22 protein-coding genes and 3 pseudogenes are annotated in these 25,265 nt (G+C 60.4%); 12 read left to right on the top strand and 13 right to left on the bottom strand.

All coding sequences use genetic code 11. The features are described 5' to 3' along the window. Positions 1-254 precede the first annotated feature (254 nt). From SIDU_RS19935 to SIDU_RS01995, 10 genes and pseudogenes are all read right to left on the bottom strand, one after another. Positions 255-419: pseudogene (locus SIDU_RS19935) on the bottom strand (thermonuclease family protein); the annotation flags it as partial. Between the two features lie 20 nt (positions 420-439). Next, the gene (locus tag SIDU_RS02025; RefSeq protein ID WP_148663239.1) at positions 440-1,039 is read right to left on the bottom strand and encodes a hypothetical protein; all 600 of its coding nucleotides are present in this window, start codon (positions 1,037-1,039) and stop codon (positions 440-442) included. 20 nt (positions 1,040-1,059) lie between these two features. Then, complete coding sequence (locus SIDU_RS02020) at positions 1,060-1,476, bottom strand: hypothetical protein (RefSeq protein WP_007683837.1); 417 nt, start codon at positions 1,474-1,476, stop codon at positions 1,060-1,062. A gap of 818 nt (positions 1,477-2,294) precedes the next feature. Next, positions 2,295-2,765 (bottom strand): hypothetical protein, encoded by a 471-nt coding sequence (locus SIDU_RS19175; RefSeq protein WP_158514621.1) that lies wholly within the window; start codon positions 2,763-2,765, stop codon positions 2,295-2,297. Positions 2,766-3,118: 353 nt separating this feature from the next. Continuing rightward, positions 3,119-4,555, bottom strand: coding sequence for an efflux transporter outer membrane subunit (locus tag SIDU_RS02015; protein ID WP_233431862.1), 1,437 nt, complete (start codon positions 4,553-4,555; stop codon positions 3,119-3,121). Beyond that, entirely contained in the window at positions 4,549-5,448 is a 900-nt protein-coding gene (locus tag SIDU_RS02010) for an efflux RND transporter periplasmic adaptor subunit (RefSeq protein WP_007683835.1), read from the bottom strand. Before SIDU_RS02010 ends, SIDU_RS02015 begins: the two co-directional genes overlap by 7 nt. Before the next feature lie 2 nt (positions 5,449-5,450). Continuing rightward, the gene (locus SIDU_RS02005) at positions 5,451-5,675 is read right to left on the bottom strand and encodes a DUF1656 domain-containing protein (protein WP_007683834.1); all 225 of its coding nucleotides are present in this window, start codon (positions 5,673-5,675) and stop codon (positions 5,451-5,453) included. Continuing rightward, positions 5,672-7,765, bottom strand: a complete 2,094-nt coding sequence (locus SIDU_RS02000) for an FUSC family protein (protein ID WP_007683833.1) — start codon at positions 7,763-7,765, stop codon at positions 5,672-5,674. The genes SIDU_RS02005 and SIDU_RS02000 overlap by 4 nt, the downstream gene beginning before the upstream one ends. 512 nt (positions 7,766-8,277) lie before the next feature. Beyond that, positions 8,278-8,424 carry a hypothetical protein gene (locus SIDU_RS19600; RefSeq protein ID WP_020818192.1) on the bottom strand — a complete coding sequence of 49 codons (147 nt, stop codon included), beginning with the start codon at positions 8,422-8,424 and terminating at the stop codon, positions 8,278-8,280. Between the two features lie 52 nt (positions 8,425-8,476). Beyond that, positions 8,477-9,468, bottom strand: a pseudogene (locus SIDU_RS01995) (IS3 family transposase). Positions 9,469-10,291: 823 nt separating this feature from the next. Between SIDU_RS01995 and SIDU_RS01985 the strand changes: the two are divergent. Next, positions 10,292-11,896 (top strand): FMN-binding glutamate synthase family protein, encoded by a 1,605-nt coding sequence (locus SIDU_RS01985; protein WP_007683830.1) that lies wholly within the window; start codon positions 10,292-10,294, stop codon positions 11,894-11,896. A gap of 336 nt (positions 11,897-12,232) precedes the next feature. Here the strand turns inward: SIDU_RS01985 and SIDU_RS01980 are convergent, their stop codons facing one another. Both SIDU_RS01980 and SIDU_RS01975 read right to left on the bottom strand, forming a co-directional pair. Further along, the gene (locus SIDU_RS01980) at positions 12,233-13,192 is read right to left on the bottom strand and encodes a Tim44 domain-containing protein (RefSeq protein WP_007683829.1); all 960 of its coding nucleotides are present in this window, start codon (positions 13,190-13,192) and stop codon (positions 12,233-12,235) included. Positions 13,193-13,601: 409 nt separating this feature from the next. Then, entirely contained in the window at positions 13,602-13,754 is a 153-nt protein-coding gene (locus SIDU_RS01975; RefSeq protein ID WP_233431890.1) for a DUF465 domain-containing protein, read from the bottom strand. Between the two features lie 342 nt (positions 13,755-14,096). Between SIDU_RS01975 and SIDU_RS19930 the strand changes: the two are divergent. The 3 genes and pseudogenes from SIDU_RS19930 to gdhA form a co-directional block, all read left to right on the top strand. After that, positions 14,097-14,225, top strand: a pseudogene (locus SIDU_RS19930) (TerC family protein); the annotation flags it as partial. A 374-nt stretch (positions 14,226-14,599) separates the two neighbouring features. Next, entirely contained in the window at positions 14,600-15,010 is a 411-nt protein-coding gene (gene rnk / locus SIDU_RS01965) for a nucleoside diphosphate kinase regulator (RefSeq protein WP_025772540.1), read from the top strand. A gap of 81 nt (positions 15,011-15,091) precedes the next feature. Further along, positions 15,092-16,441, top strand: coding sequence for an NADP-specific glutamate dehydrogenase (gdhA, locus tag SIDU_RS01960; protein WP_007683824.1), 1,350 nt, complete (start codon positions 15,092-15,094; stop codon positions 16,439-16,441). A gap of 57 nt (positions 16,442-16,498) precedes the next feature. Here gdhA and mreB read toward each other — a convergent pair whose 3' ends face one another. After that, positions 16,499-17,500, bottom strand: a complete 1,002-nt coding sequence (gene mreB / locus SIDU_RS01955; protein WP_007683823.1) for a rod shape-determining protein — start codon at positions 17,498-17,500, stop codon at positions 16,499-16,501. A 450-nt stretch (positions 17,501-17,950) separates the two neighbouring features. Between mreB and SIDU_RS01950 the strand changes: the two genes are divergently transcribed. From SIDU_RS01950 to mnhG, 8 genes are all read left to right on the top strand, one after another. Next, complete coding sequence (locus SIDU_RS01950) at positions 17,951-18,250, top strand: hypothetical protein (RefSeq protein WP_007683821.1); 300 nt, start codon at positions 17,951-17,953, stop codon at positions 18,248-18,250. Between the two features lie 37 nt (positions 18,251-18,287). Further along, positions 18,288-19,205, top strand: a complete 918-nt coding sequence (locus tag SIDU_RS01945; protein ID WP_073507113.1) for a universal stress protein — start codon at positions 18,288-18,290, stop codon at positions 19,203-19,205. A gap of 85 nt (positions 19,206-19,290) precedes the next feature. Next, positions 19,291-22,191 (top strand): monovalent cation/H+ antiporter subunit A, encoded by a 2,901-nt coding sequence (locus tag SIDU_RS01940; protein WP_233431861.1) that lies wholly within the window; start codon positions 19,291-19,293, stop codon positions 22,189-22,191. Further along, on the top strand, positions 22,191-22,529 hold the full coding sequence (locus tag SIDU_RS01935) for a Na+/H+ antiporter subunit C (RefSeq protein ID WP_007683816.1): 339 nt from the start codon (positions 22,191-22,193) through the stop codon (positions 22,527-22,529). The genes SIDU_RS01940 and SIDU_RS01935 overlap by 1 nt, the downstream gene beginning before the upstream one ends. Then, entirely contained in the window at positions 22,526-24,142 is a 1,617-nt protein-coding gene (locus SIDU_RS01930) for a monovalent cation/H+ antiporter subunit D (RefSeq protein WP_007683815.1), read from the top strand. The genes SIDU_RS01935 and SIDU_RS01930 overlap by 4 nt, the downstream gene beginning before the upstream one ends. After that, positions 24,139-24,627: a Na+/H+ antiporter subunit E gene (locus SIDU_RS01925; protein WP_007683814.1), complete on the top strand. Its 489-nt coding sequence runs from the start codon at positions 24,139-24,141 to the stop codon at positions 24,625-24,627. The genes SIDU_RS01930 and SIDU_RS01925 overlap by 4 nt, the downstream gene beginning before the upstream one ends. Continuing rightward, on the top strand, positions 24,624-24,905 hold the full coding sequence (locus SIDU_RS01920) for a K+/H+ antiporter subunit F (protein WP_007683813.1): 282 nt from the start codon (positions 24,624-24,626) through the stop codon (positions 24,903-24,905). Before SIDU_RS01925 ends, SIDU_RS01920 begins: the two co-directional genes overlap by 4 nt. Next, positions 24,902-25,261, top strand: coding sequence for a monovalent cation/H(+) antiporter subunit G (gene mnhG, locus SIDU_RS01915; RefSeq protein WP_007683812.1), 360 nt, complete (start codon positions 24,902-24,904; stop codon positions 25,259-25,261). The genes SIDU_RS01920 and mnhG overlap by 4 nt, the downstream gene beginning before the upstream one ends. The last annotated feature ends 4 nt before the right edge of the window (positions 25,262-25,265 follow it).

Raw genomic sequence — 25,265 nt, 5'->3', positions numbered from 1 at the left:
ACCGAAGTAGGGCGCAGGGTTGTCCGGCCGCTAATCAACTCGACTGGCCGATTGCGGTCCTTCCGGTTACCGAAAGGTACGTGTGAAAAGCTGCCCCTCCCAGTGGGTCACCTAATCAAACAATGATTTAATCGCGCTACCGACAGCCGCAAGAATTGCGGCAGCGAGAATGATTGCTTCGATACGAAGCGGCCAGGGACTACGGCGGCTCAGAAAGTCCTCCTGCCGGTCCTTCCATCGATAACGCGGGCGCATCAGCACCAGGGCTCCCGTCGGCCGGTCCAAGTCCGCGCGAGCCCCTCGCTCACGAGTACGTCACCAAGCGACCGGCCATTCCTCACTAGCACACGTAGCTTGCGTTGATATTTGTCGCTGTCTCGCCCGATCGGCTCAAGCGTGAATGGACCAGCATTGACGAGAGATTGCATGCCCCGACATGTCAGCGGGCGTTGATCTCCAGCGATTTGTCCACCATTGACGTCGTGGTGGGCTTCGCCGCGGGCGCGGCTGGCGGGACGGGTGATGCTGCAGGCTGAGCAGGTGCTGGAGCCGAGGTTGTCATGCTGGCGCGCAGGAAAACAGCTTGATTGATCTTTTCGAAGGCGTCCTTGTAGGTCGCGGCGTCCAGGATTGGCTCTTCATCTTGCGGCTGAGAGCCATAAAGCGTGCTCTTGACCTTACCCATGACGAAATTGATCCGCACGCGCGTGATTGCGGGACTGGTCTGCTCGATGAAGGCCGAGACTATCGGAGTTTTCTTGGATTTACCGAAGCCCGTCCACAGATTGTAGGTCATCTTACCGGTCGACGATCCCAAACCCGTGATCAAGCCGGTGTCCTTGTCGGCCGCCTGAATGCGGTAGCCAGCATCCTGAAGCACGGACATGACGGCACCGAACACGAGTTCCTTCGATCCTTCGATATCTCGCGCCTGCATCTGCTGAAGTTCAAGGCCGCTTATCTGCGGTGCTTTTTTAGCGTGCGCCACAGGCGCAACGAAACAGCACACCAGTGCGGCGCCGGCAAAAAATGTTTTCAAGAAAACCCCCTATCACCCGTTTAGAAAGAACTGCTACGGCTGCGGAAGTCAGAGACCACTTTCCGCGCATCAAATTTAAGCACCAAAGTCATTGTTCGGCTCGACTGAGTGGACTTGGACTTGGACTTTCCGAAGCCTAGTCCCGCTCCACCACCAACGCCACCACCACCCGCGCCAAGAAGCATACCGATGGAAAAGCCAGACGAACTGTCAGCAGTCACCGTGGCGTGCCGATCATAGACCCACATTTCTTGGCCACTGCCATCAATCGTCGTGATGTTCGGCGCTCCGAACGTTTCCAGCACCTCTGCCTGGGTCGTTTGGCCTACGCGGACAGTCATCTGAACCATGCCATGCGTGAGCGTGTTTGCGTTATCTGCTGCGAACGCCTCCGGCGATACCGCAGCGAGCAGCAGCGGCAATGCGTAACGAATCATGAACCCCCCTATTTCCCGCGATCGCGGCACGGACAGTAAGCATAAGAGTGCCTAAATTGCGATGAACAAAAGCAAATTGACGGCTGGATCAACCGGAGGCTTCGGGTTTGATCTGCCCCCGGCTGAGTGGACCAGAGACTTTGATAGTCTGGACCACGAAGGGACGACGAATGCCGAGCAAGAAGCACAAGCCGGAACGCTACTGGCCACGGCCGCCCTTCCTGCCGCCGAACCTGGAAGCTGTGTGAAGTTGAGATTGTGCTGGCGCAGCGGGGCACGACTGCCGAGGCGTGCCGCCGGATCATGGAGGGGGCTGATGCCGAGATGGCCACTCTGAGTCAAATTCTCCTTGGCGCACTCACGCTGTGACGTGCAGCACCTCTTCTTCGCGCGCGAACCGGCAACCGCCCGTGGACGAAGTGTCTCCTCAGGAAACCACGGATATGCTGCCAATAGATGAGAATGGCGCCGGAATCATCCAGCCGCTTGATCTTGCTGCCTACCACGTGTCAGCGTTCACGCGATCATTTTGCAGATTTAACCCGCAAACGGCCGATTGGCGAAAATGCGGGTTAAATCCTTCGTTTGGAACCTCCTACCTGATCGTTCGCGCCCTAAGGCCGCTGGTTCGGGTTGTTTGCTGACTGGCAGGTTTTCGCGGCGCCGTTGTCGAAGGTCAGGTCATTGCGACCATAAATATCTACGAACAGGTATGATCGAGCCGCAATTCAAGGTACTCCATTGACCGAGTAAACTGGACCCGTTCGCAGAATGATTGTCGGCCTGGCTGACGTGTGAGACCTCAGACGAGCAGCGTCTTATTGTAAGAGTTCATCTGAATCTTCATGGGCCAGACCGGCGTCAGGAAGCGAGGATGCCTGCTTCGCGACCAAGGCTTCTTTGCGTGCGATCGCGGCTTGCGCTTCGCAGGCGATCGCCTTGGATCCTTCGGGGTGACATTTGCCGACAACGCGCTTGCGCTGGGCGAGCGGTCGATAGGCGAGGATCGTCTTGCCGGGAAACGAAATTTGCTCGTACTTCGCAGGAGGTGCCGCGATTGTCCCGACGGGAAGGATTGCCACAAAAAGGGCGCCAGATAGGCGAGCAGTCCCCAGACCGCTGATTCGACCAACGGCGCAGACGGATTGCTTGCCCGAATCGCAGGCAGTTGAAAGCGACGATGCGCACCGATAGGCATAGTCGAAAATTGCACGCAATTTACATAAGAGATATTCTTCGCAATATATTAATAAATTCATTTTTCCACTAATATTCACATGAAAAGCCATTGCATTTATCCAGTCAACAAAAAGATTTTTATGTAAACCCGCGTATGTCTTTTTACATTTAATGACCATATGCAATTCATGCGGTCTAACCATAGTGTTGACAATTGAATTTTATTTTGGGCAGATAGCATAGATTTTTCTGCTATGTCGAAGGCATGCATGCCTTATCCCAGCCAATCTCTCGTCAGCCGGAGCTTCCCGTCCAGAACCCGACCTCAAGGCATGTGCGGGCGAAGCTGATATCCAGGCGCCAATAACTTTCTGCTCAATTCTTGTTCAAATCTCAAGTTGTGCGGGGAAGTACTCTAGCGAGGGGATGGGAACCAATTGACGAAGAGGAAGTCTGTCAAAGTTCAACTTTCTCCCTGTTCCCAGCCTCCGCCTAGGGCGAGGAACAGGGACACCTGATCGTCGGCGATCCGAGCCTTTGACGCCGCCAGCACGACTTCGGCTTCGGCAGCTGCTCGCTGGGCATCAAGCAGGTCCAGCAGCGGAGTGCGGCCGGCGCTATAGAGAATCTGCGCATCGTCCCGCGCCTTGACGGCCATGTTTCGCGCCAATTCTAGGCGGGCGTGGCGGTCAAGGTCGCGCCCATAGGTTGTCAGGCTGGTTTCGACCTCACGAAGAGCGTTGAGCACTATCCCGTCAAAGTGCGCCAGGGAGGCGTCCGCTCTGGCGTTCGCTTGGTGGATCCGCGATCTGACAGCTGGGGTGGGCAAGGTCCAGGAAATGAGGGGACCCAGGCTCCAATGGTTGGCAGGGCTTGTGCCGAGGTCGGATAGAATGCCGGTTGAGCCCAAGCCTGCACCCAGGCTGATGCGCGGATAGAGCTCGCCGATCGCTACGCCGATCCGCGCCGTGGCAGCGGCCAGATCGCGCTCCGCCTCGCGCACGTCGGGACGCCGCTGCAACAGGCTGGCTCCGTCTCCGACGGGCACAGGGCGCGTCAGGTGAGGAGGTTCAGCGCAAGTGGCGACTTCGGTTGGGAATTCCGCCGGCGGGCGGCCGGTAAGCACGGCGAGGTGATACAGGGCGGTCTTTCGTCGTGCTTCGAACACCGGCAGAGCGGCGCGATCGTCTTCCGTCCGGGCATCAGCGCGGAAGGCGTCGGTTCGCGCGATCCGTCCCGCACGTCCAAGGCGACGTTGGACGCCGGCGATTTTGTCCTGGATGTTGACGACCGAACGGGTAACGGCCAGTTCCTCTCCGGCGGTGCAGGCTTCCACATACGCGCGCACCACGTTGGCGACGACGGTCACGCGCACAGCGTCGCGAACGGCGCGGCTGGCTTCCGCATCGGCCTCGGCAGCCTCGACCAGTCGCTTCAACTGGCCGAACAGGTCAAGCTGATAGGCGACACGGCCTCCGACGCTGCCGACAGTCAACGGGGGGATCGGTGTCTCGCGCAGATAGGACTGGGTGGAGAACTGCCTTCGTTCTGCGGCTACTTCAGTCTCTACCTCCGGGCCATATGCGTCCTTTGCCTCGTGGATTGCGACTTCGGTGCGCTCGAGGTTGGCAGCGGCGACCCGAAGGTCGGTGTTGGCGGCCAAGGCCTCGCCGACAAGCCGGTCGAGAAGCGGGTCGTCATACAGTCTCCACCAATTCTGAGGAAGCGCGTCGGTATCGACGGGAAGGCCGGCAGCGCCGACGAATTTGCCCTGGGCGGCAGGGGATTTGAGCACCGCACTGTTGGGACCCTTATAATCCGGTCCAACCCTGGTGCAGCCCACCAGCAGCACCGCGCCGAGGGCGGAGAGCGTCAGGCGCCTCATCGCTTGTCTTACCATGGCAGACTCCTGCGGATCTTGCGTGCGTCGGCGCGTGGATGGATCACGACCGTTGCCGTTTGTCCCGGGATCAGTCGCACATTCGCCGGCTTGTTTTCGATCTCGATCCGGACCGGGATGCGCTGGGGCAGCCGGACCCAGTCGAAGTTCGGTTTCACATCGGCGTACTGGCCGTCGGCCCCGCCACGCTCGCGGTCTTCGATGCCGCCGGCGATGCTGTGGACGCGACCATGGATTTCGTCCGCGACGCCCATGATGTAGATGCTCGCCTGATCGCCGACCTGGATGGCCGGCAGCTTGGTCTCCTCGAAATACCCCTCAACTCTGAGGGTCTTTCCATATACAAGGGCCAGAACAGGCTTGCCGACAACGACATAGACGCCGGGCTGCAAAGTCGTATTGGTGACGACCCCGTCAACCGGCGCGCGGACCAGGGTGCGCTCGAGGTTGAAGCGGGCGAGGTTTCGGGCGGCAACCGCCTGCGCCACCTCTGCCCTGAGTTCGTCGGTCCGAGTAAGTCCCTGTTCAACCGTCTCTGCGGCAATCACCTCGCGGATCACGCTGTTACGGCGATCCTCGCGAATCGACTGCGCGAGCGAAGCGCGCTTGTTCATCAGGGTTGCTTCCGCCTGTTCGAGGGCGAGTTGGTAGCGCGGCCGATCGACGACGAACAGCACGTCGCCCTTACGTACGGATTGGTTATCTATGACCCGCATTTCGGTGACGAGTCCGCCGACATCGGCAGACACGGGCACCATGTCGGCACGGACTTTGCCGTCACGCGTCACTGGATCCACCTGATAGCGCTGCCACAGCGCGTAGATCCCGCCAAGAATGGCGAGGATGACAAAAAACGTCGCGATCGAACGCGCAAGATGGTGTCGGGAAAGCATGGTCAAGACATGAACCAGAAGTGAGGGGTGAGGTCTGCTCCCGCGCTCAATCCCCACCACAGGAGGACAAAGACGGCGAGGTCAAACAGGGCGGGTTGCCAAAGGAGCCGATAGAATGTGAGGCGCTGCATCGGCGTGCGCAGGACATATACCAGCAGGGCCGACAAGACCGCAGTGGCGAGGGCGGCGGGCACATAGATGCCACCGAAGTGAATTTCCTCGATCACACGCGGCCTCCTTGCACCATATGCAGAGTGGTGGTTTTGCCGGTGGTCAGGACCGGAGCAGCGGCTTCGGGGAACAGGTTGCAACGCATCGCCACGAGCGCGCGCAGCGCCTGCCTGCGGTATTCGTCGAGCGGGTGGGCAAGCAGACCGTCGATCGACCGGTCGATCGGCACCAATAGCCCCACGTCGGCCGGTACGATCTTGGAAAGTCGAGTGCGCGCGCGATAGTGATCAGCGATGCCCGCCAGCACCAGACCAAGGTCGTGTCGAAGATCGTGTGGGACATGGGACAGGGCCTTACGCACCGGAATGACGTTCCGCCCAATCCGCAGATCAGCAAGACTGTCCGCAGCATGGAGGTCATCGCCCGGAGGAGCCGCGACGACGCGCTGCGCGATCTGGCCAAGACGGTCAACGGAGCGTGCCGTCCAGTCTCCGGGACGGAACGGCCGCCGGATGTCCGCCAACACCGCAAGTTCAGTCCAGTTGGCGCGCATCACGCGGCGCAGGGTCCAGCGCGCACTCGCAGTGCGGAACAGACGCGTCACGGCCAGCGTGGTGACGATGCCGCCCAACTGAGCAAGGCCGGTGTTCACGAAGACATAAAAATCAGCCTGAAACCGGGCAAGGAAACCCATGGCCACGATGAAGCAGGAGAACATCGGCAACGCTTCGGGCGAACGGCGCGGATCGGCCTGGATATAGCCCATCCACAGCAGCGCCGGGGCGAGCGTGATCATCAGCATTTCGTAGCCGTCCACTCGAGGGAGGACGACGAATAGGTAAAAGGCGGCCAGAGGGAAGGTCTTCAACGTCGCCTTAAGATATCGGCCGATCATCGGCGAGGGATCATCATGCGCCGCGAAGGAACATGTGATGAGCGCCGCAAAGGCGGCCGTGGCGGAGCCACTGGGCCAGGCCAACAGGATCCACACCGCACAATAGAGCATGATCGCCACCGCCGTGGCCGCTCCCGCCAGCACGGCCACACCGTGATCGCGCGCGAGCCGGAACGACTGCTCATCCTCATCCCTGATTTTCAGACGACCCGGCGACCCGATGCGGTTGGCAAGCCGCTGTGCGGTAGCGAAGGCATTCAGGAACTGCGCAAGGCGAACCGAGGCACTGGCGGCTAGCAGCGAAGGCCAGTCGCGGCGATCCTCTGCCTGCCTGGCCAGCCGCTCGCACTCGTCAATCAGCGGCCTAACGTGTGCAGTCTGACTGTTTGCCGATCCCAACCAATCCATCGTGCGGACAAGCAGTCCGCTGAGTTCGGGCTGGAGGCCATGCTCGCGCTCGATCAGGTCGAGCCGGTTGGCGGCAGCCGACGCGAGCGGGATAGTGTTGGCGAGCTGCTGCTGGAGCGCAATGACGCGGCGCTGCGTGATGGGCGCGGCGCGATGATCGAACGGCAGGTGGATCGCGATCATCCCCAACTCGGTGACGTCGGATGCCAGCGCACGGCGGTGCTCGTTTTCCTGCTCGCGATTGTCGCCGCTCAGCACGTCACCCGCCCAGCGGCGCGCATGCCGCAAGAAGGACTTGGCCCGATCGCGGATCACAGGCGTTGCGCTCCACGGTTGCAGCATCGCGTGAACCATCGAGACGCTCAGGATCGCGACCGTCATTTCCGCGACGCGCCCTGCAGTGGTGTTGAATATATCGGCCGGATTTTCAACGGAAGGAAAGCTGATTACCGCCGAGCTAAAGGCTGCCATCTGAAACAGGAAAGCGCGCGGCGTCCGATCGAGCACCGCAAGGTAGATGCAAAAGCCCGTCCAGGACGCCATGCACAACACCAGCAGTTCCGGTGCGTTCTGGAGGTTGGGAACCACTGCGATCGTAACGATGGCACCGGTTGCGATTCCGGCAAGGCGATATAGCATCTTGGGCCGGAATGCGCCCGCCATGGGCTGTGCCGTCACATAGACCGTCAGCAAGGCCCACCAAGGCCGTGGCAAGCTGGCTGAGAACACGATCGCCAGCGTGACCGCCGCCGCAAGGAAGCTGCTAAGCGAGAACAGCAGCTTGCGCGCATCGATGGTCAGACTGGCCGACGACCAGGAGGGCGATGACTGTGCAGACGACATTTGCGAGGCAACCGTGACTTGACCGAAGCCGCCGGCGGATCATGTTCCGCTGCGTGCCTCATTTGATTCGGTTCGCCTCATAAGCGCATCCCATCGCCTACCCGTAGATCAAAACATTTATGGTTTAGCGCAATAATTTTGACTGTAGATTCAGATCACTCTTCCATGCCGCTGCGTGAGCGCGTGCACCTTGAACAGTTCGCACTGGCAACCGCGGAGAGGATGATCTTTGAGCAATGCCACCGGATCGCAATATCGGGCTCTCTATGTCCGGCCCGTCATTGCGCATTGTCGCATCCTCTCGCATGCCTCGAATAAGAGATCTTTTTTTTGTTTGATACTGGGTGGACCAAGCGCACGGCCGGGTCAAACGAATGATTTTGGGGGATGAGGGCAACAATTTCGATGAGCTATCGTAGGCTGACAGAGCGGTCAGGCCGGCCTTATCTCGTTGCCGCGATCATGCCTTGCGGGCTCGGCAATGGCGAGCATGTTGTTCGCCGCCTCTATCATCAGCCGATGGGGCGTATGACATGGGCGCGGGGAGATGTACTCTGCCGTTTGGCGAACCAGATCGAAGCGATGATTATGCGCGACGGCTGCGTGTAGAACGATGTCAGCTTGATCCCTTCCTTGCCGACGCGGTCGATCTCGGGCATTTCGATCCTTCATATTGGACTTGTAACGGTTTTGTGCCGGTCACCTATCTCATTAAGCCACCTTGGCTTCGAAGGCGAGCGGGCTGATGCCGCCCAGATATGAATGGCGGCGACGGGTGTTGTAGAAACCATTGATGTACTGGAAGATGGCGGCTTCCGCCTGACGCCGCGTTTGCCAGCGCTGCCGCCAGATGAGTTCCGCTTTCAGGGATTTGAAGAACGTCTCGACGGAGGCATTGTCGTAACAATTACCCTTGCCGCTCATCGATGGACGCAGGCCATAGGCCTGCAATTTCTTCTGATAGTCGTAAGAACAATATTGGCTACCGCGATCCGAATGGAAAAGGCAGCCTTCTGACGTCCAGATATAGGTGATGTCGCCAGCCCATTTACGGTTGGGGGCATCAGCGGCAAAATCACCGTCCAGCCAGTTTGCCGCGACGCCGAGACGATGGTGGCTGTCCGTCGTAACCTTATGCTTGCGTGTGCGAACCGGCTTTATTCCGTTGATCTTCATCAGGCGTCCAACCCGGCGCTCACCAACATCGAGCCCCACCTCTTTCAACTCCATCGTCATCCTTGGACGACCATAGCTGCCCAGGCTGAGGCTGTACTGTTCCCGGATATGGGCCAGCACTTTCATGTCCGTCCGCTCCCGTCGACTGATCGGTCGCGAGCGCCAGGAACGATAACCACGCTCGCTGACCTGCAAAACGCGACACATCAACTCCACCGGCCAACGGTGCCGCCAGCTGTGCACAAAGGCGAACCTCACGACCTTTGGCTCGCGAAGAACTGAGTCGCCTTTTTTAGCACTTCCCTCTCCTCCCGGAGCACGCGGTTCTCAAGGCGAAGCCGTTCATTCTCGCGGGCCAGATCTGCCTGCGGCGCTGAAACCAGATCACTGGGCCGATACTGTGACACCCACTTGTTCAGCGTCGACTTGCCGACCCCCAAATCTGACGCGACACGCTCCCGCGGCAACCCGCTGGTCAACGCAATGCGCACCGCCTCCTGCTTGAACTCCTCACTATGCTTGATCATCTCGTCGGTCTCCTTGAACGAGCCTTAAACTCTCAAGTGACCGGCACAAAACCGTTACAAGTCCACTTCTTGCGGCCCTGCGCATGCGCCGGGATTTCGAACGTTATACGGAAGCGACCATCTCAACGGCCGCAGCAATTAATCGTTCGTGATCGCCCTGTTGAGCGAGCTTCTCCCGCCCGTCAACGACGCTCCCTGATGATGCCATTCATCTAATCATAAGGCGCGAGAGGAGCAGAACCCTCTGCCCTGCCCTGATCGGCTGACAGGATCGTAATGGGCCACAACATCACGCCAAGCCGACGCTCGCCAGGGAGACAGTTTGGGTGAGCGTCCCATCCTCAACGCTCCGTCTGCTGGCACGTAGCAAGGCCATCTTCGCCCGAGCGCGACAGGAGAATATATGGATAGCAGCCACTCAGCCGCCGGGAACGTCTTCCTGAAACATGAGCCGCAAACTCCTTTCTGCTATGGCCGTACAGGGTCCGTCCGACAAATTCAACCGACACCACGCCCTCGGCGGCCCACTGTGCGCGCTCCAGCAGCCGACCCGTTGAGCCGGAATGACGGCGTCATGATCCTCGCCTCGTCGACGACCGGCCCCACGTCACAGGCCGGTTGCCGGTGCTCTCGCTCGTCTGCTCCGGGCAAATTCGCGCGTGGTGGACGAGCGGACCCCCGCGCGCGAAATCGGCGGCATTGCTTCTTTCACGCTCGTAATTAGCTCACGTCACGGGACCTGACTGGTTTAACGCGCGATCCTGAGTAGAACTCATCGTTCGGCAGGCGAAGAGCCCGCTTTGAACGCACGGAGTTTGTAATCTTGCTTCTCACCCGTTTCAGCGCCTTTGGCATCGCGCTGATCACCACCATTGTCGCTGGCTACTATCTGCCAGGCGTCTGGGCGGTTCCGCTGTTCGGAATCGGCGCGATCCTGTCGATTACCGGCATATACGACCTTTTCCAACCGCTCCATTCCGTAAGGCGCAACTATCCCATCATCGGACGCCTGAGGTGGTTCTTCGAGGATATCCGTCCCGAAATTCGCCAATATCTCATCGAAGGCGAATATGATGAGACACCATTTTCACGAAGCCAGCGATCGCTAGTCTATGCCCGCTCGAAGAATGAGAGCAGCGAGCGCGCCTTCGGCACGCAGCTCGACGTTTATGGGAACGGGTACGAGTTCATCGGACACTCCACGCGGCCAGCTCCGCCGGCTGATCCCGATACATTCCGCATCCTCATTGGCGGTAGCGATTGCACCCAGCCCTATTCTGCCTCCATCTTCAACATTTCCGCTATGAGCTTCGGCTCGCTGAGCGCCAATGCCATTCGCGCGCTGAACCTGGGCGCCAAGATGGGCAATTTTGCCCATGACACGGGCGAGGGCAGCATCAGCCCTTATCACCGCGAGCATGGAGGCGATCTGATATGGGAGCTGGGAAGCGGCTATTTCGGCTGCAGGTCGGCTGACGGTAATTTCGATCCCGATGCCTTCGCCACCAAAGCCGCCGATCCGCAGGTGAAGATGATTGAGATCAAGCTTAGTCAAGGCGCAAAGCCCGGCCATGGCGGCATCCTGCCCGGCAGCAAGGTGACGGAAGAAATCTCGCTCACGCGCGGCGTCCCCGTCGCGGAGGACTGCATCTCCCCTCCCCGTCATCGCGCCTTTTCAACACCGATCGAGATGATGCAGTTCATCGCCCTGCTCCGGAAGCTTTCGGGTGGGAAACCGGTCGGCTTCAAGCTCTGCATCGGCCAGCCTTGGGAGTTCATGGGCATGGTGAAGGCCATGCGCGAGACGAGCATCTTCCCCGATTTCATCGTCATCGACGGCGCCGAGGGCGGGACCGGCGCTGCCCCGCTCGAGTTCATCGATCATCTGGGCACGCCCATGCGCGAGGGCCTGCTCTTTGTCCACAACACGCTTGTCGGCGCGGGTGTGCGAGACAAGATCAAGATCGGAGCGGCTGGAAAGATCGTCAGCGCCTTCGATATCGCGGCCGCACACGCGCTTGGGGCTGACTGGGTCAATGCTGGCCGAGGTTTCATGTTCGCGATCGGTTGCATCCAGTCGCTGACCTGCAATACCAATCGCTGCCCTGTGGGTGTCGCAACGCAGGATCCCATGCGCCAGAGGGCGTTGGTGGTACCTGAGAAGGCGGATCGCGTCTTCCATTTCCACCGCAACACGCTGCGCGCTCTTTCGGAGATGATAGCCGCAGCCGGCCTCCAACATCCGAGCGACATCGGTCCTCATCACCTCGTCCGGCGCGTCAGCCCAACAGAGATCCGCCTGTTCGCGCAACTCCACACTTTCCTAGTGCCAGGAGACCTGATTTCAGGTGGAGAAGGGAACGAGTTCTACCGGTCTAGCTGGGGCCTTGCCCGTGCAGATAGCTTCGATCTTGCTCCGCCGGCTTAATGGCGGGTTCGCGTTTAGCGGGCCCCGCGTCCGTCCGAGGTGCGCGGCCCGGAGCAAGACGAACCGGCTATGCTCTGCTGCTATCAGGTCGTGAAGCCGGGTGATCATGGCCGCCAGTCAGTGCCAGTCGGGCTGGCTGCGGAATAGCTTACAGCGCAGACGGTGTGACGAAAATCCTCCGTTCGCTGGGCCCAGCTCCGTGACGAGCCGAGAACCGTTCGGTTCACCAGCGCATGCTCATGCTCATGCTCATGCTCATGCTCAGGGCGTGGGCGGTTGTCAGTCATTGTCCAGATTGGAGGCTGGGCGAAGCCGCGCCCAAAGCCGGTCCGGTAATCAAGCCTCCTGAATGGCCGATAAACGCCACGCGTTTCGGTTATCTCGGGTAAAGGTCCACAATTCGGTTGTGACCGTTGGACGATCCGGATCGCCGCTCACCAACGCACCGCTCTGGCGATCACGCATTACGTCGATGCTTTGGTACCGCATTGCGATGGTCGCATAATCAGTCCCATCTTCAGACCAGGCTTCGGCCACTTCGGCGTCCAGAAGTTCCGTCGCGGAAACCTCGTTACGTTGACCTTTGGTGGCGTTCTGGCTCAACTCCTCGGCCAGATAGGACATGACTTCCGGCGTAGTGCACTCGCGCAGGCGCGCATAATCTTCCCGGCTGAAGGCGTCCTGGACTTCGGTAAGCAGATGTTCAAAGCGTTGCTGATCGCTGGTGGTGATGGGCACCTCCCGCGAAATCGCGGGAGCAGCGTAGGCAGGTTGCGCCGGTGCACTGGACCCACCCTGAAAACCACCCATGAAGGGACTTGCCGACAGGGGCGGGATAGAGGGGCCACCAGCGGTAGCTAGCGCCGGAGGCCGACGGAACAGGCGCAGGGCAAACCAGACCAAACCGCCAATCAGGGCGATTTGCAGCAAGGCCATCAAGATACCGCTGCCACTCAACGCGCCGAAGCCATTCCCCAGCAGCATGCCGATCAAGCCGCCCGCGACCAAGCCACCGATCAGCCCCTTGGCGAGGCCTCCGAACTTGTTTGGAGAACTGGCAGCAGGGCGCGCATTCGCAGCCGCTTGCGGAGCGGGAGTGGGCTTGTCCGTCATCGAGCGCTGGACCGGCGCGGTTTCTTGAGGCGCCGTCTTAGTTGGCGGAGGCGCGACGGCCGTTCGCGAGCCCCGGCTACCAAAACTGCCGCCGCGCCGCGCCTCTGCCGGAGTAGCGAGCATGGCGGCGACAGCCAGGCTCACGGCGAGCGCGCCGATATAGCGAAACTTCGTTCCAATCATCAGAAATCCTTCATTGCCGTCAGCAAGCGGTCAAATTCACATGGGTAATCCCGCGAGACGCGGGATGTTGAAACCCAGCCGCCACAAGGGGCGACAGTCTGAAGATAGATCGGCTCAATCACAGCTTACCCTCGTTCGCAGTCGGTTGGACGAGTGGCATGACTTAGCGGGCAAGATCGAAGGCCAGCATCGAGCGCACTCGATGCGGTCCGACATCACGTCATCAAAGATGAACGCCAGAGGGGCCCGGCCCGCATAAGCATGAAATACGCAACGTTCTTCAAATGCAACCGACATATTTAACGCAATCTGCGCTTGATGGCGATACCGACTTACTTGACGCAGAGTCCCGCTGAGAGCGCGCTCCGCCGAGCATGAGCGAAGCCCATCTCCCGGCGGATTGCCGTCTTCAGACCCTCCGTTCCTGAAGCCTATGTCCGTGCAGACGGTCCTTGACCTGAAGCCGCACCTTCTTGAGCCTGAGTAATCGCAGGCTGTCGGGAAAGCGCCGTTTAAGCTCGCGCCGAATTTCTTCCTCGAGCTTCCAATGCAAGCGGGTCATTTTGTACAGAAACGAGTTCAATGCCTCTCTCCAATCGAAATGGATCGATCAAATCAGCCCGATGAAGGAGGAAAAGCCACCTGAACCTGCATCGAGCCAACCCGATGCGGTCCGACATCACGACTGTCTTACCGACAATCGCCAGAGGGGCCCGGCCCGCACGGTCGATATGGGGCAACGGCGACGCGTTTCAAGACATTCGGCCGTTTCGCGGTTGCCCCAGCATCGACCCTCCATACACGACTGCTCCAGCCAATAGACGAACACACGCGCGCAACGATTGAAATCATGTACTTATCAGCTTGAGGCACGCACTAGACGTTTGAGGGCCTGACAGCGTTGATGAGCGAACCTGCCTGGGTGGCGCTCGCCACCTTGGTAACAATGAAGGTCGTGCTCGGGATCGACAATCTGATCTTCATTTCGATCCTCTCAAACAAGCTGCCTGAGGAGCATCGCGCCCGCACGCGCCCAAGGGCTATGTCTATGCGGCCATGGCCTTTTCGGCAGCGGTCGAAACGCTCAACATTCTGGCCAGGCGTCGCCAAGCGAAAAGGGTGGCGGCCTCACTATCCTGAAAATCGGAGGGCGCCTGCACGATAGATGCTGGTTCACGGCGTCCCTTTTGAACTAATCGCGTCGGTGTTTGACTCGGACCACCTGGCCTGCCAAGGTGAGACAATGAACTCTCGGGTCAACTCTCTGCACTTTCGCCATCACGGAGGACAGCTTCTCGCGGGCATATAGCCCCGGGCCCGGCGCACATGTCCCGGACTCGGGGCAGATCGACGAAATGATGCTCGCCTTCAAGAATAGGCGATTCCTCACGCTCGAAAGCCAGCGCCATGACTATCCGCATACAGACGAAGCGCCCTCCCGTGCGACTGATCGACATCGAAGCCGAAAGACTTACCGGAATCGCCCTGAATGCGTCAGGCTCTGCGATGCAGGCGGGAGAGCTGCTGATCGACGAAATCGGCCGCGCCTCGACATTCAAGGCCGACCGCATCCCCAGCGACGTGATCACGATGAACTCGATCATCGAATTCAAGGACGCGGCGAGCCGCACAAGCCGTACGGTGCAGCTCGTTTATCCCGGAGATGCCGACATATCGGCGGGTCGTATCTCGATCCTCACGCCGGTGGGCGCCGGTCTGATCGGCTTGAGTGCAGGTGATGTGATCCTTTGGCCTGATCGCGACGGACGTGAGCGACCGCTCACCATTCTGAAGGTCACGCAGCCGGCGCAGATTTAGGGCCTCGTCACCCGGAGAGAGATCACCTGCGCTGCCTGCGTGCATTTTCACCTGAATATCATGATCGAACAGGAGTCCTCCTTGCCACGGATCGACGAAAAGCTGCTTCCCATTTACGAGGATGTTCTGCGACGGAATGCGGGAGAGACTGAATTCCACCAGGCTGTTGAGGAGGTTCTGGAGAGCCTTGGCGCCGTCATCGCGAAACACCCCGAATATATCGACAATGCGTTGATCGAGAGGATCTGCGAGCCGGAAAGACAGATCATCTTTCGCGTTCCATGGGTCGACGACAAAGGGCGGATCCAGATCAATCGCGGCTTTCGCGTTCAGTTCAACTCGGCACTTGGACCGTATAAGGGGGGCTTACGATTTCATCCGTCCGTCAATGTCGGGATCATCAAGTTCCTGGGATTCGAACAGACCTTCAAGAATGGGTTGACCGGCATGCCGATCGGCGGCGGCAAGGGCGGCTCCGATTTCAATCCACGCGACCGGTCCGACGGCGAGGTGATGCGCTTCTGCCAGTCCTTCATGACTGAACTGTATCGGCATATCGGCGAATATACCGACGTTCCGGCGGGCGATATCGGCGTCGGCGCGAGGGAGATTGGTTATCTGTTCGGCCAGTATAAGCGCCTCACCAACCGTTATGAAGCCGGTGTCCTGACCGGCAAGGGGCTGATCTACGGTGGATCGCGCGCCCGCACAGAAGCGACGGGCTATGGAACAGTCTATTTCATCGACCAGATGCTGAAGACCAAGGGGGAGAGTCTCGATGGCAAACGCGCGGTCGTATCAGGTTCGGGCAATGTTGCGATCTATGCGATCGAAAAGATTAAGGAGTTCGGCGGGAAGGTTGTCGCCTGTTCGGACTCATCGGGCTTCATCGTCGACGGGGATGGAATTGATCTGGAGCTTTTGAAGGAAATCAAACTCGTTCGGCGTGAACGGATTTCGGACTATGTGCGCCTGAAGGGCAACGGCAGCTATTTTTCCGACCAGGGGTCGGTCTGGGAGGTTCCATGCGAGGTGGCAGTGCCATCGGCGACGCAGAATGAACTGAACGGGAATGACGCCTCGGCGCTGATCCGCAATGGCGTTATCGCAGTCGGTGAAGGCGCGAACATGCCCTGTACCCCTGAGGCGGTGCGCCTCTTCCAGTGCGCTGGCATTCTCTTTGGCCCCGCAAAAGCCGCCAACGCGGGCGGCGTTGCGACATCGGCGTTGGAAATGCAACAGAACGCCTCGCGCGACAGCTGGACCTTCGAGGACACTGAGGCACGCTTGGCAGCAATCATGCGCCGCATCCACGACAGTTGTGCGGAAACAGCCGAAGCCTATGGCTCGCCTGGCAATTATGTTCTCGGGGCGAATATCACCGGCTTCGTACGGGTGGCAGAAGCCATGCAGGCCATGGGGGTCACTTAACGGACCCCCTAACCCTCAGATAGTCAATCACCTCTGTATCCGCCGCGCGACCGACATTCAGCCCTTGAGCATTCGGTGCAAACCCTGGGCTACGCAGAGCGCGGGGTCGTCGGCCACGATGACGGGCAACCTCGTATCGCGCTCGATCATCTCCCGAAGGCGCGGCGTCACGGCACCACCGCCAGTAAGAATGATCCCGTTCAAATGCAGATCATGGCTGAGTTCCGGCGGCGTCTCGTTGAGGACGTCACGTATGACCCTGATGATCGACGTTGCGTGCTTTTCAACGACGCGGTCCAACTCGGCGAAGGAGATATGCAGCGAATGAGGCGCCATCGAGATAAGACTGCGCCCTTTCACTTCGATCACCCCATCACTGCCCCGCAGATCGCGATGCTCCCCCACATAATCCTTCTTGATCCGCTCGGCGCTCTGACGCCCGATCAAAATCTTATGCCGGAAATGCAGATGATCGGCGATTGCCTGGTCGAGCGCTGCGCCACCCGCGCGCAGCGAACGCGTGATGCAAATCCCGCCAAGAGAAAGGACAGCTACTTCGGTAGTACCCGCCCCGCATTCTACAATGATCGCGCCGCGGGGCTCCTCCAGCCGAACGCCAGCCCCAAGGGCTGCGGCAAGCGGCTCAGGCACAAGTTCAGCTGCGCTCAGTCCCGCATCGGCGGCAGCCGTCAGTAGCGCCCGTCTTTCAGCTTGCGTCGCGTCGGCGGGAACGCCGATAAGTGTTCGTGCCCTGCGCCAAGGTTTCCGGCCGAGCGCTTTCGGCACGGCATAGCGAAGCAGCTCGGTCGCGGTATGAATATCCTGCAGCACACCCCGCCGCAGCGGACGCCTCACCGCCAGCTTCCGAGGGGTTCTATCCACCATGGGCTGCGCCGCCGCGCCAGCTGCCACCAGGCGCGGAGCAGTCGCGAGATCTGTAAAGCAGCACAGCGACGGTTCGTCAAAGACGACGCCAGCATCGCGGCGGATGACGCGCAGATTAGCGGTCCCGAAATCAATCGCAAGTTCCGGCCGCATGCAGGATGAAAAGGAAACCATGGGGTTGATATAGGATACCCATCCTGCTTTGTCCCGTGCCTTTCGCCGCAACTCGGAAGAGAATAAATTTTCGGGAAGCTAGGGACTGATGGCCTACGCGCACCCAGGAAATGCACCTATTTCTGGAAGGATATACTCGGGTCACCGATCCTCTCTGCGAAAGGTGTCCTTTAGTAGAAAACTTGACAATCCATACTTGACCTTTCGTTCTGAATGCCCATGTGAAGTTCATGCACAACTCCGTTCTTCTTGCGCATATTGAGGGCGAGCGTCTGCTGATCGGCGATTAGCCGGACGCTGCCGCATGTGGCGAGCGTCCGGCATCGCCCAACAGACGAAGGCGTTCGTCGGACGCCAACCGTCACATTCGGCTTCAATCAAACATCGGCAGACCGAACGCCAGTCCTTGGGCGCGGCAGGTCGCCGTTGTTCTCGGAAGGACAATCTCAAATGTCGACCGTGTATAACCGGCTCCGGCCGGCTTCTCAGTCGTTCATGCGGCTGCAAACCCTGCTTGATCGCTATCCCGATATCCACGAGCAGGAACTTCGGGAGCTTGGCGAGCTCGCCTCGAAACTGACCTTGATGGAAGAGGCAATTCTGTCAGGGTCAGAGCATCTTTCAAAAACGCTGCACCAGTTCCGCCGCGGCCACACCAAGAGTCAGAGGGTGCCAGTAGCTGAGCTAATCGCCTTTCTTTCCTTGCCCACACTGCTTGCAGCGATCCTGCTCTGGTGGTTCTTCGCATGATGTCGGCTTTGTCTATGCACGCGCAGGCTGCGCCTGTATGCTCGGCGCCCAGACATCCCGTTCTCGAGCAGGAGGTCAAGCTGTGAAGCACATTCTTGTCGCCACTGATTTTTCAGCGAGATCCGATCGAGCCTCGCGGAGAGCCGTCTTGACAGCACGGACGATCGAGGCGGAGCTGACGCTCGTTCACGTGGTCGATGACGACCAACCCAATTATCTCATGGAGCGGCAAAGAAGCGCAGCGACCGAGCTTCTCGGGCAGATGACTACGACCTTGGCGGAGGTGGATAAAGTGGCCAGCCGCATGATAGTGACCACTGGAGATGCGTTTGACGGAATCCTGCGGACCGCTGCCGAAATCAATCCGGACCTGATCATCGTGGGTCCGCATCGCCGGCAATTTCTGGACACCTTTGTCGGCACGACCGCAGAGCGAACGATCCAGCGCAGTCGGCACCCGATCCTGATGGCCAATGCGGTTCCGTCTGGATCGTACAACAGGATTCTGCTGGCAACTGATCTCACCGATGCATCCCGATCCGCCGTGACATCGGCCGATCGGCTCGGCATTCTCACGGGTGTGGACATCGTCGCGCTGCACCTCTTCGATGCCCCAGCCATAGGGATGATGAAAAGAGCGATGGAGGTGCCGGACGCGATAAATCATTATGTTAGCGTCGAAGAAAAACGCGCAAGATCCGAATTCATGTCCTTCCTCGCGGGATGCGGATTGCAGGGTGCCCGGCTCAAGCTCAGTCCGATGCAGGGCTCGGTAGCGGCCGCGATTCGCGCCTGCGCCGATGAGCAGGAGGTCGATCTGATCGTGCTCGGAACCAGTCAGCGAACCGGTATCGAGCGGTTTCTGCTCGGAAGCATCGCGCAAGCGGTGCTGCTGGACGCGGCACAAGACGTGCTTGTCGTTCCGCCACGCCAACCGGATGAAACTTCGCTTTAACCCACAACCCGACTGAGGCTAACAAGCATAAGCGCAATCAGGGTCGGAGAGCGATATCATATCCTCGAATATCAGTTTGTTGTGGTTGATCCTGCTGCTTCCATTCCTGGGCAGTCTTGCTGCGGCTTTGCTCCCATCGCATGCGCGCGGCAGGGCCGGGATCCTAGCCGGCGCGGTGGCGCTTGGTGGGACGCTACTTCTGAGTTTGCTCTATCGGGCCATCGCGGATGGAGCCGTCCTGCGCAGCGAAATCAAATGGCTCCCTTCGCTTGGCCTCAATCTCGTGCTGCGCCTTGATGGCCTTTCGTGGATCTTTGCCCTGCTCGTACTGGCGATCGGCCTCCTCGTTGTTGTGTATGCCCGCTACTATATGTCGCCCGACGATCCGGTTCCCCGCTTCTTCTCCTTCCTGCTCGCGTTCATGGGTTCGATGCTCGCTCTGGTCCTGTCGGGCAATCTGGTGCAGCTCGCCTTTTTCTGGGAGTTGACAAGCCTCTCCTCCTTTCTCCTGATCGGCTATTGGCATCATAATGAGGCAGCGCGGAGCGCCGCGCGAATGGCCTTGATCGTCACGGCGGCGGGCGGGCTATGCCTGCTCATTGGCTTGCTGCTGATCGGCAAGATCGTCGGCAGCTACGACCTGGACGCCGTGCTCTCCTCCGCCGACGTTATCCGGTCGAGCGATCTTTATCAGCCTGCATTGATCCTGATCCTGATCGGAGCCTTCACCAAGAGCGCGCAGTTCCCCTTTCATTTCTGGCTACCCCACGCGATGGCCGCGCCGACGCCCGTATCGGCCTATCTCCATTCCGCAACGATGGTGAAGGCCGGCGTTTTCATCCTGATCCGACTGTGGCCCGTGCTCGCGGGAAGTGACAGTTGGTACTATATCGTCACAAGCACGGGCCTGCTGACGCTGCTGGTGGGCGCCTGGGCCGCAATCTTCCAGCAGGACCTCAAGGGCCTACTTGCCTACTCGACCATCAGCCATCTGGGCATCATCACGCTTTTGCTGGGAATCGGCAGCCCGCTCGCCGCAGTCGCCGCGATCTTCCACACGGTCAATCATGCAACGTTCAAGGCCTCCCTATTCATGGCGGCCGGCATCATCGACCATGAGGCGGGCACGCGCGATCTGCGGCGATTGAGCGGGCTGTACCGCTTCATGCCGATCACCGCGACGCTGGCGATGGTGGCGGCGGCCGCCATGGCGGGCGTGCCGCTGCTCAACGGATTCCTGTCGAAAGAAATGCTGCTGGCCGAAGTGCTGGAGGATTATAACGATAGCTGGCTCGATCAGGCGCTGCCTTATCTCGCCACGATCGGGCTAGCCTTCAGCGTCCTTTATTCGCTGCGCTTCATTCACCAGAGCTTCTTCGGCCCGCTTCCCCGTGGCCTACCGCAACAGCCCCATGAAGCGCCGCGTTGGATGCGGGCACCCATCGAAGTGCTGGTTGTGACCTGTCTTGTCGTCGGCGTGTTTCCAACTGCGACGATCGGCCCCTTTCTCGAGACGGCGGCGCGTTCCGCGCTGGGCGCGCAGGAAATGCCATCCTACAGCCTTGCCATCTGGCATGGCTTCACACGCCCATTCGCGTTCAGCCTTGTGGCGCTGGGCTTGGGAACGGCGGGGTATGTTCTGTCCGCGCGCCGGCTGAACGCCGTCAGTTCCGCGCCGGTCCTCGGTCGTCTCAAGGGCCGGCGAATGTTCGAAACAGTCCTGTCAGTCTTGATCAGCGGCGCTCGACGACTCTTGACTCTGTTGGGAACGGAACGGTTGCAAGCCCAATTGCGGGTTCTCGTCGTCATCGGCGGCTTGGCCGGACTCCTCCCCTTCCTGCGACATGGCTACATAATCGGTCCGGACGGCGCGACTCCGCTTGATCCTGGCTTCGGCGCGATCTGGCTGGTGGGATGCGCCTGCGCGGTCGCGGCTGCCTGGCAGGCGAAATATCACCGGCTTGCGGCGGTGGTGCTGGTTTCAGGCGCTGGCCTCGTCAGCTGCGTCAGCTTCGTGTGGCTTTCCGCGCCCGATCTTGCGCTGACGCAGCTTCTGGTCGAAACGGTGACCACCATCCTGCTGCTGCTGAGCCTTAGATGGTTACCCCAGCGCCGCCCTGATGTCTGGCCGGAGGACCGCACCCCCGCCAGGGTCCGGCTGCGCCGCGGCGCGGATCTTGCGATCGCAATAGCGGCGGGATTTGGAATGGCGATGCTTTCCTTCGCCGTCATGACGCGGCCGCTGCCGGACACCATCTCGCGCTTCTTTATCGAGCGCTCCTACCCGGAGGGCGGCGGAAAAAATGTCGTCAACGTCATCCTCGTCGACTTCCGCGCTTTCGACACTCTGGGCGAGATCACTGTGCTGGCCATCGTGGCCCTGACCGTCTTCTCGCTGCTGCGCCGTTTCCGGCCGGCGGGCGAAAGCGTCCGCAGCCCCCTTCAGCAGCGACAGCAGGATGCGTCCGATGAGCGAAGGGATGGCCGTTCGCCAGGGGATACCCTGACCGACTATCTGCTCGTGCCTCGCGTCATCATGGAATGGTTGTTTCCTTTCATCACGGTGCTGGCACTCTACCTGCTGATTAGGGGGCATGACCTTCCGGGCGGGGGATTTGCCGCGGGCGTTACCATGTCCATTGCGCTCATCCTTCAATATATGGCCTCTGGAACGCGAAGCATCGAGGCAAGGTTGCGCATCAAGCCGCTCAATTGGATGGGTGTCGGATTGCTCCTCTCCGTCACCACGGGGATGGGGGCACTCTTCTTCGGCTATCCCTTTCTGACGTCCTTCTTCCGCTATCTGGACGTGCCATTGATCGGGCAGGTGCCAATCGCTAGCGCCCTGCTGTTCGATCTGGGGGTGTTCCTGCTGGTCGTCGGGACGACGGCGCTGATCCTGATCGCGATCGCGCATCAGTCGATCCGAACGGCCGCACGTCGGCAACCCGATGGCTTGCCTGGCGCGGCGGGGGAGCAGGCTTGATGGAACTGGTTCTCGCACTTGGCATCGGCGTTCTCGTCGCATCGGGTGTCTGGTTGATCCTGCGGCCGCGTACCTTCCAGGTCATCCTGGGGCTGTCGCTCCTGTCCTATGCAGTCAATCTCTTCATTTACGCCATGGGCCGAATGCATGTGGATGCTCCGCCGCTGGTCGGATCGACAGCGCCCGATCCAGCGCTCTACGACGATCCTCTGCCGCAGGCGCTGGTTCTCACCGCCATCGTCATATCCTTTGCCATGACCGCGCTGCTGCTCGTGGTCCTGCTCGCCTCGCGCGGCCTGACCGGCACCGACCATGTCGACGGGGAAGACGGCGAATGACCGTGCATGGGATGCATCACCTGATCGTAGCGCCCATCCTGCTGCCGCTCATCGCGGCCTCCGCCATGCTGCTCCTGAACGAGCGACGGATGCTGGCGAAGCGGATCATCGCCCTGGCCTCCACAGGGACGCTGCTGGCGATATCGATCATCCTGCTGCGATCGGTAGCGGCAGCCGGGTTCAGCGGTGAGCGGGCCACGACCGCTTATCTCGTGGGCAACTGGGCCGCTCCCTTCGGCATCGTGCTGGTGCTCGACTGGCTATCGGCGCTGATGCTGGTGTTGACGTCCGTTCTCGGGCTGACCTCGCTCATTTATGCGCTGGCGCGGTGGGATCGGGCGGGTCCGCGCTTCCATACCTTGTTCCTGCTCCAGTTGATGGGCCTCAACGGCGCCTTTCTGACGGGCGACCTGTTCAACCTGTTCGTGTTCTTCGAGGTGCTGCTCGCCGCCTCCTTCGGGCTGCTGCTGCACGGCTCGGGCCAGCCCCGCGTGAAGGCGGCGCTGCACTATGTCTCGTTGAATGTCGCCACTTCGCTCCTCTTCCTGATCGGCGCTTCGCTGATCTACGGCGTGACGGGCACGCTCAACATGGCGGACCTGGTGCTGCGCATCCCTGCGGTTTCCGGCACCGACGCCGCACTGATGCAGAGCGGCATGGCGATCTTGGGCATCGCTTTCCTGGTAAAGGCCGGCATGTGGCCGCTCGGCTTCTGGCTGCCGCGGACCTATGCGGCGGCAGCGCCTCCCGTTGCGGCGCTCTTCGCCATCCTCAGCAAGGTTGGCGTCTATGCGGTGCTGCGCGTCTATCTGCTGCTGTTCGGCCGCGATCTCGGCTGGACCGGCAATTATGGCGAGGAATGGCTGCTGATCGGGGGCATGGCGACCATGACCTTCGGCTCTGTCGGCGTGCTGGCCGTGCGCACATTGTCGCGTGTCGCCGGCTATTCGCTGATCATCTCCGCCGGCACGCTGGTCGCGGCCATCGGCGCGGGCGCAGGAGATGTGCTTGCCGGGGCGCTCTTCTACCTTGTGAGCTCAACACTGGCGGTCAGTGCATTCTACCTGCTCATCGAACTGGTCGAACGGCGGGACGCCCCCCCATCCAGCGTCGGGGAGCCCGTTTTCGACGACGAATATACTGGCGCGCCGGTCGAGGAGCCCGACGACGAGGTAGGCGTTACCATTCCTGCCACCATCGCCCTTTTGGGCGGGGGCTTCGCCTTCTGCGTCCTGCTCATCGCAGGCTTGCCGCCGCTGTCGGGCTTTATCGCGAAATTCGCTATGATCGACGGGCTGCTTGGGCTGCAGGACAGGATCGCCTCGCCGGTCTGGGGCCTCATCGCCCTTCTCATCGGATCCGGGTTGGCGATACTGATCTCCACGACCCGCGCGGGAATCGACCTGATCTGGGCGCCCTCGGACAAGCCGCAACCGGTGTTGCGCGTCGCCGAAGCCCTCCCCGTCGGCATGCTGCTGGCGATCTGCCTTGCGCTCACCATCTTCGCCGGGCCGGCGATGCGCTACATGGAGCGGACAGGACAGTCCCTCAGCGACCGACAGGGCTATATCGTGGCTGTCCTTGGGCAGAAACGGGGGGTGGTGGCAGAATGAGGCGCTGGCTGCCCCATCCCTTGCTTGCTCTGGCGCTCTTCGCGGTCTGGCTACTCCTGACCCAATCCGCCTCCCCGGGGCAGATCGTCCTCGGCCTTGTAGTCGCGCTGATCGCCACCCACGCAATGGCGGCGCTGCGCCCTGGCCCAGTGACGATCGGGCGGCCGACCGCCATCCTCAAGCTGACCGGGATCGTCATCGCCGACATCATCCGCTCGAACTTCGCCGTCGCATCGATTATCCTGTTCCGCCGCCGCGAACGTATATCTGGGTTCGTCGACCTCCCCCTTGAGCTGACCAATCCGCATGGCCTCGCCATCCTGGGCGTGATCATCACCGCCACCCCGGGCAGCTTGTGGGTCGAGTTCGACCGCAATCGCAGCAGCGTGCTCATCCATGTTCTCGACCTTGTCGATGAGGATCAGTGGGTGCGTCTCATCAAACATCGCTACGAGACGTTGTTGCTGGAGATATTTGGCCGATGACAACGTTGCTGCTCGCCTTGTCGATCACTCTGGCGCAGGTGATGCTGGGCCTCGCGCTCGCATGCGCCGCCTACCGCATGATCAGGGGTCCCCGCGCACAGGACCGCGTGCTTGGGCTCGACACATTCTACACCAACTCCATGCTGCTTCTGCTCACCTTCGGCATCCAGACCGGCAGGGCGCTCTATTTCGAGGCGGCCCTCATCATCGCGCTGATCGGCTTCGTCGGCACCGTAGGCTTCGCCAAATTTCTGATGCGCGGGGAGGTGATCGAATGATCCAGGCACCAGACCTGCCGGGCTGGGCAGCCTTCCTTGTCGGCCTGCTGGTGCTGTCCGGCGCGGTGATGACGCTGATCGGATCGCTCGGGCTGCTCCGACTGCAAAGCTTCTACGAGCGCGTTCATCCGCCGACGCTGGGAAGCACGCTGGGCATGGGGCTGATCGTCGCCTCGTCCATCACCTGCTTTTCTGTGCTCCGTTCCCGCATATCGGTGCATGAGATTTTGATCGCCCTGTTCCTGACCTCCACCACCCCGGTAGCCTTCATGCTGCTCGCACGCGCGGCGCTTCACCGTGAACGCGAAGAGCAGCGCGCGCGGACGCCACAAGACGAGCCCGACAAGCGCGCCTGATCAC

The organism is Sphingobium indicum B90A (genome assembly GCF_000264945.2).
Lineage (GTDB): Bacteria > Pseudomonadota > Alphaproteobacteria > Sphingomonadales > Sphingomonadaceae > Sphingobium > Sphingobium indicum.
Note: the sequence above shows the minus strand (reverse complement) of the source record. Positions and strands in the feature narration are given on the sequence as shown.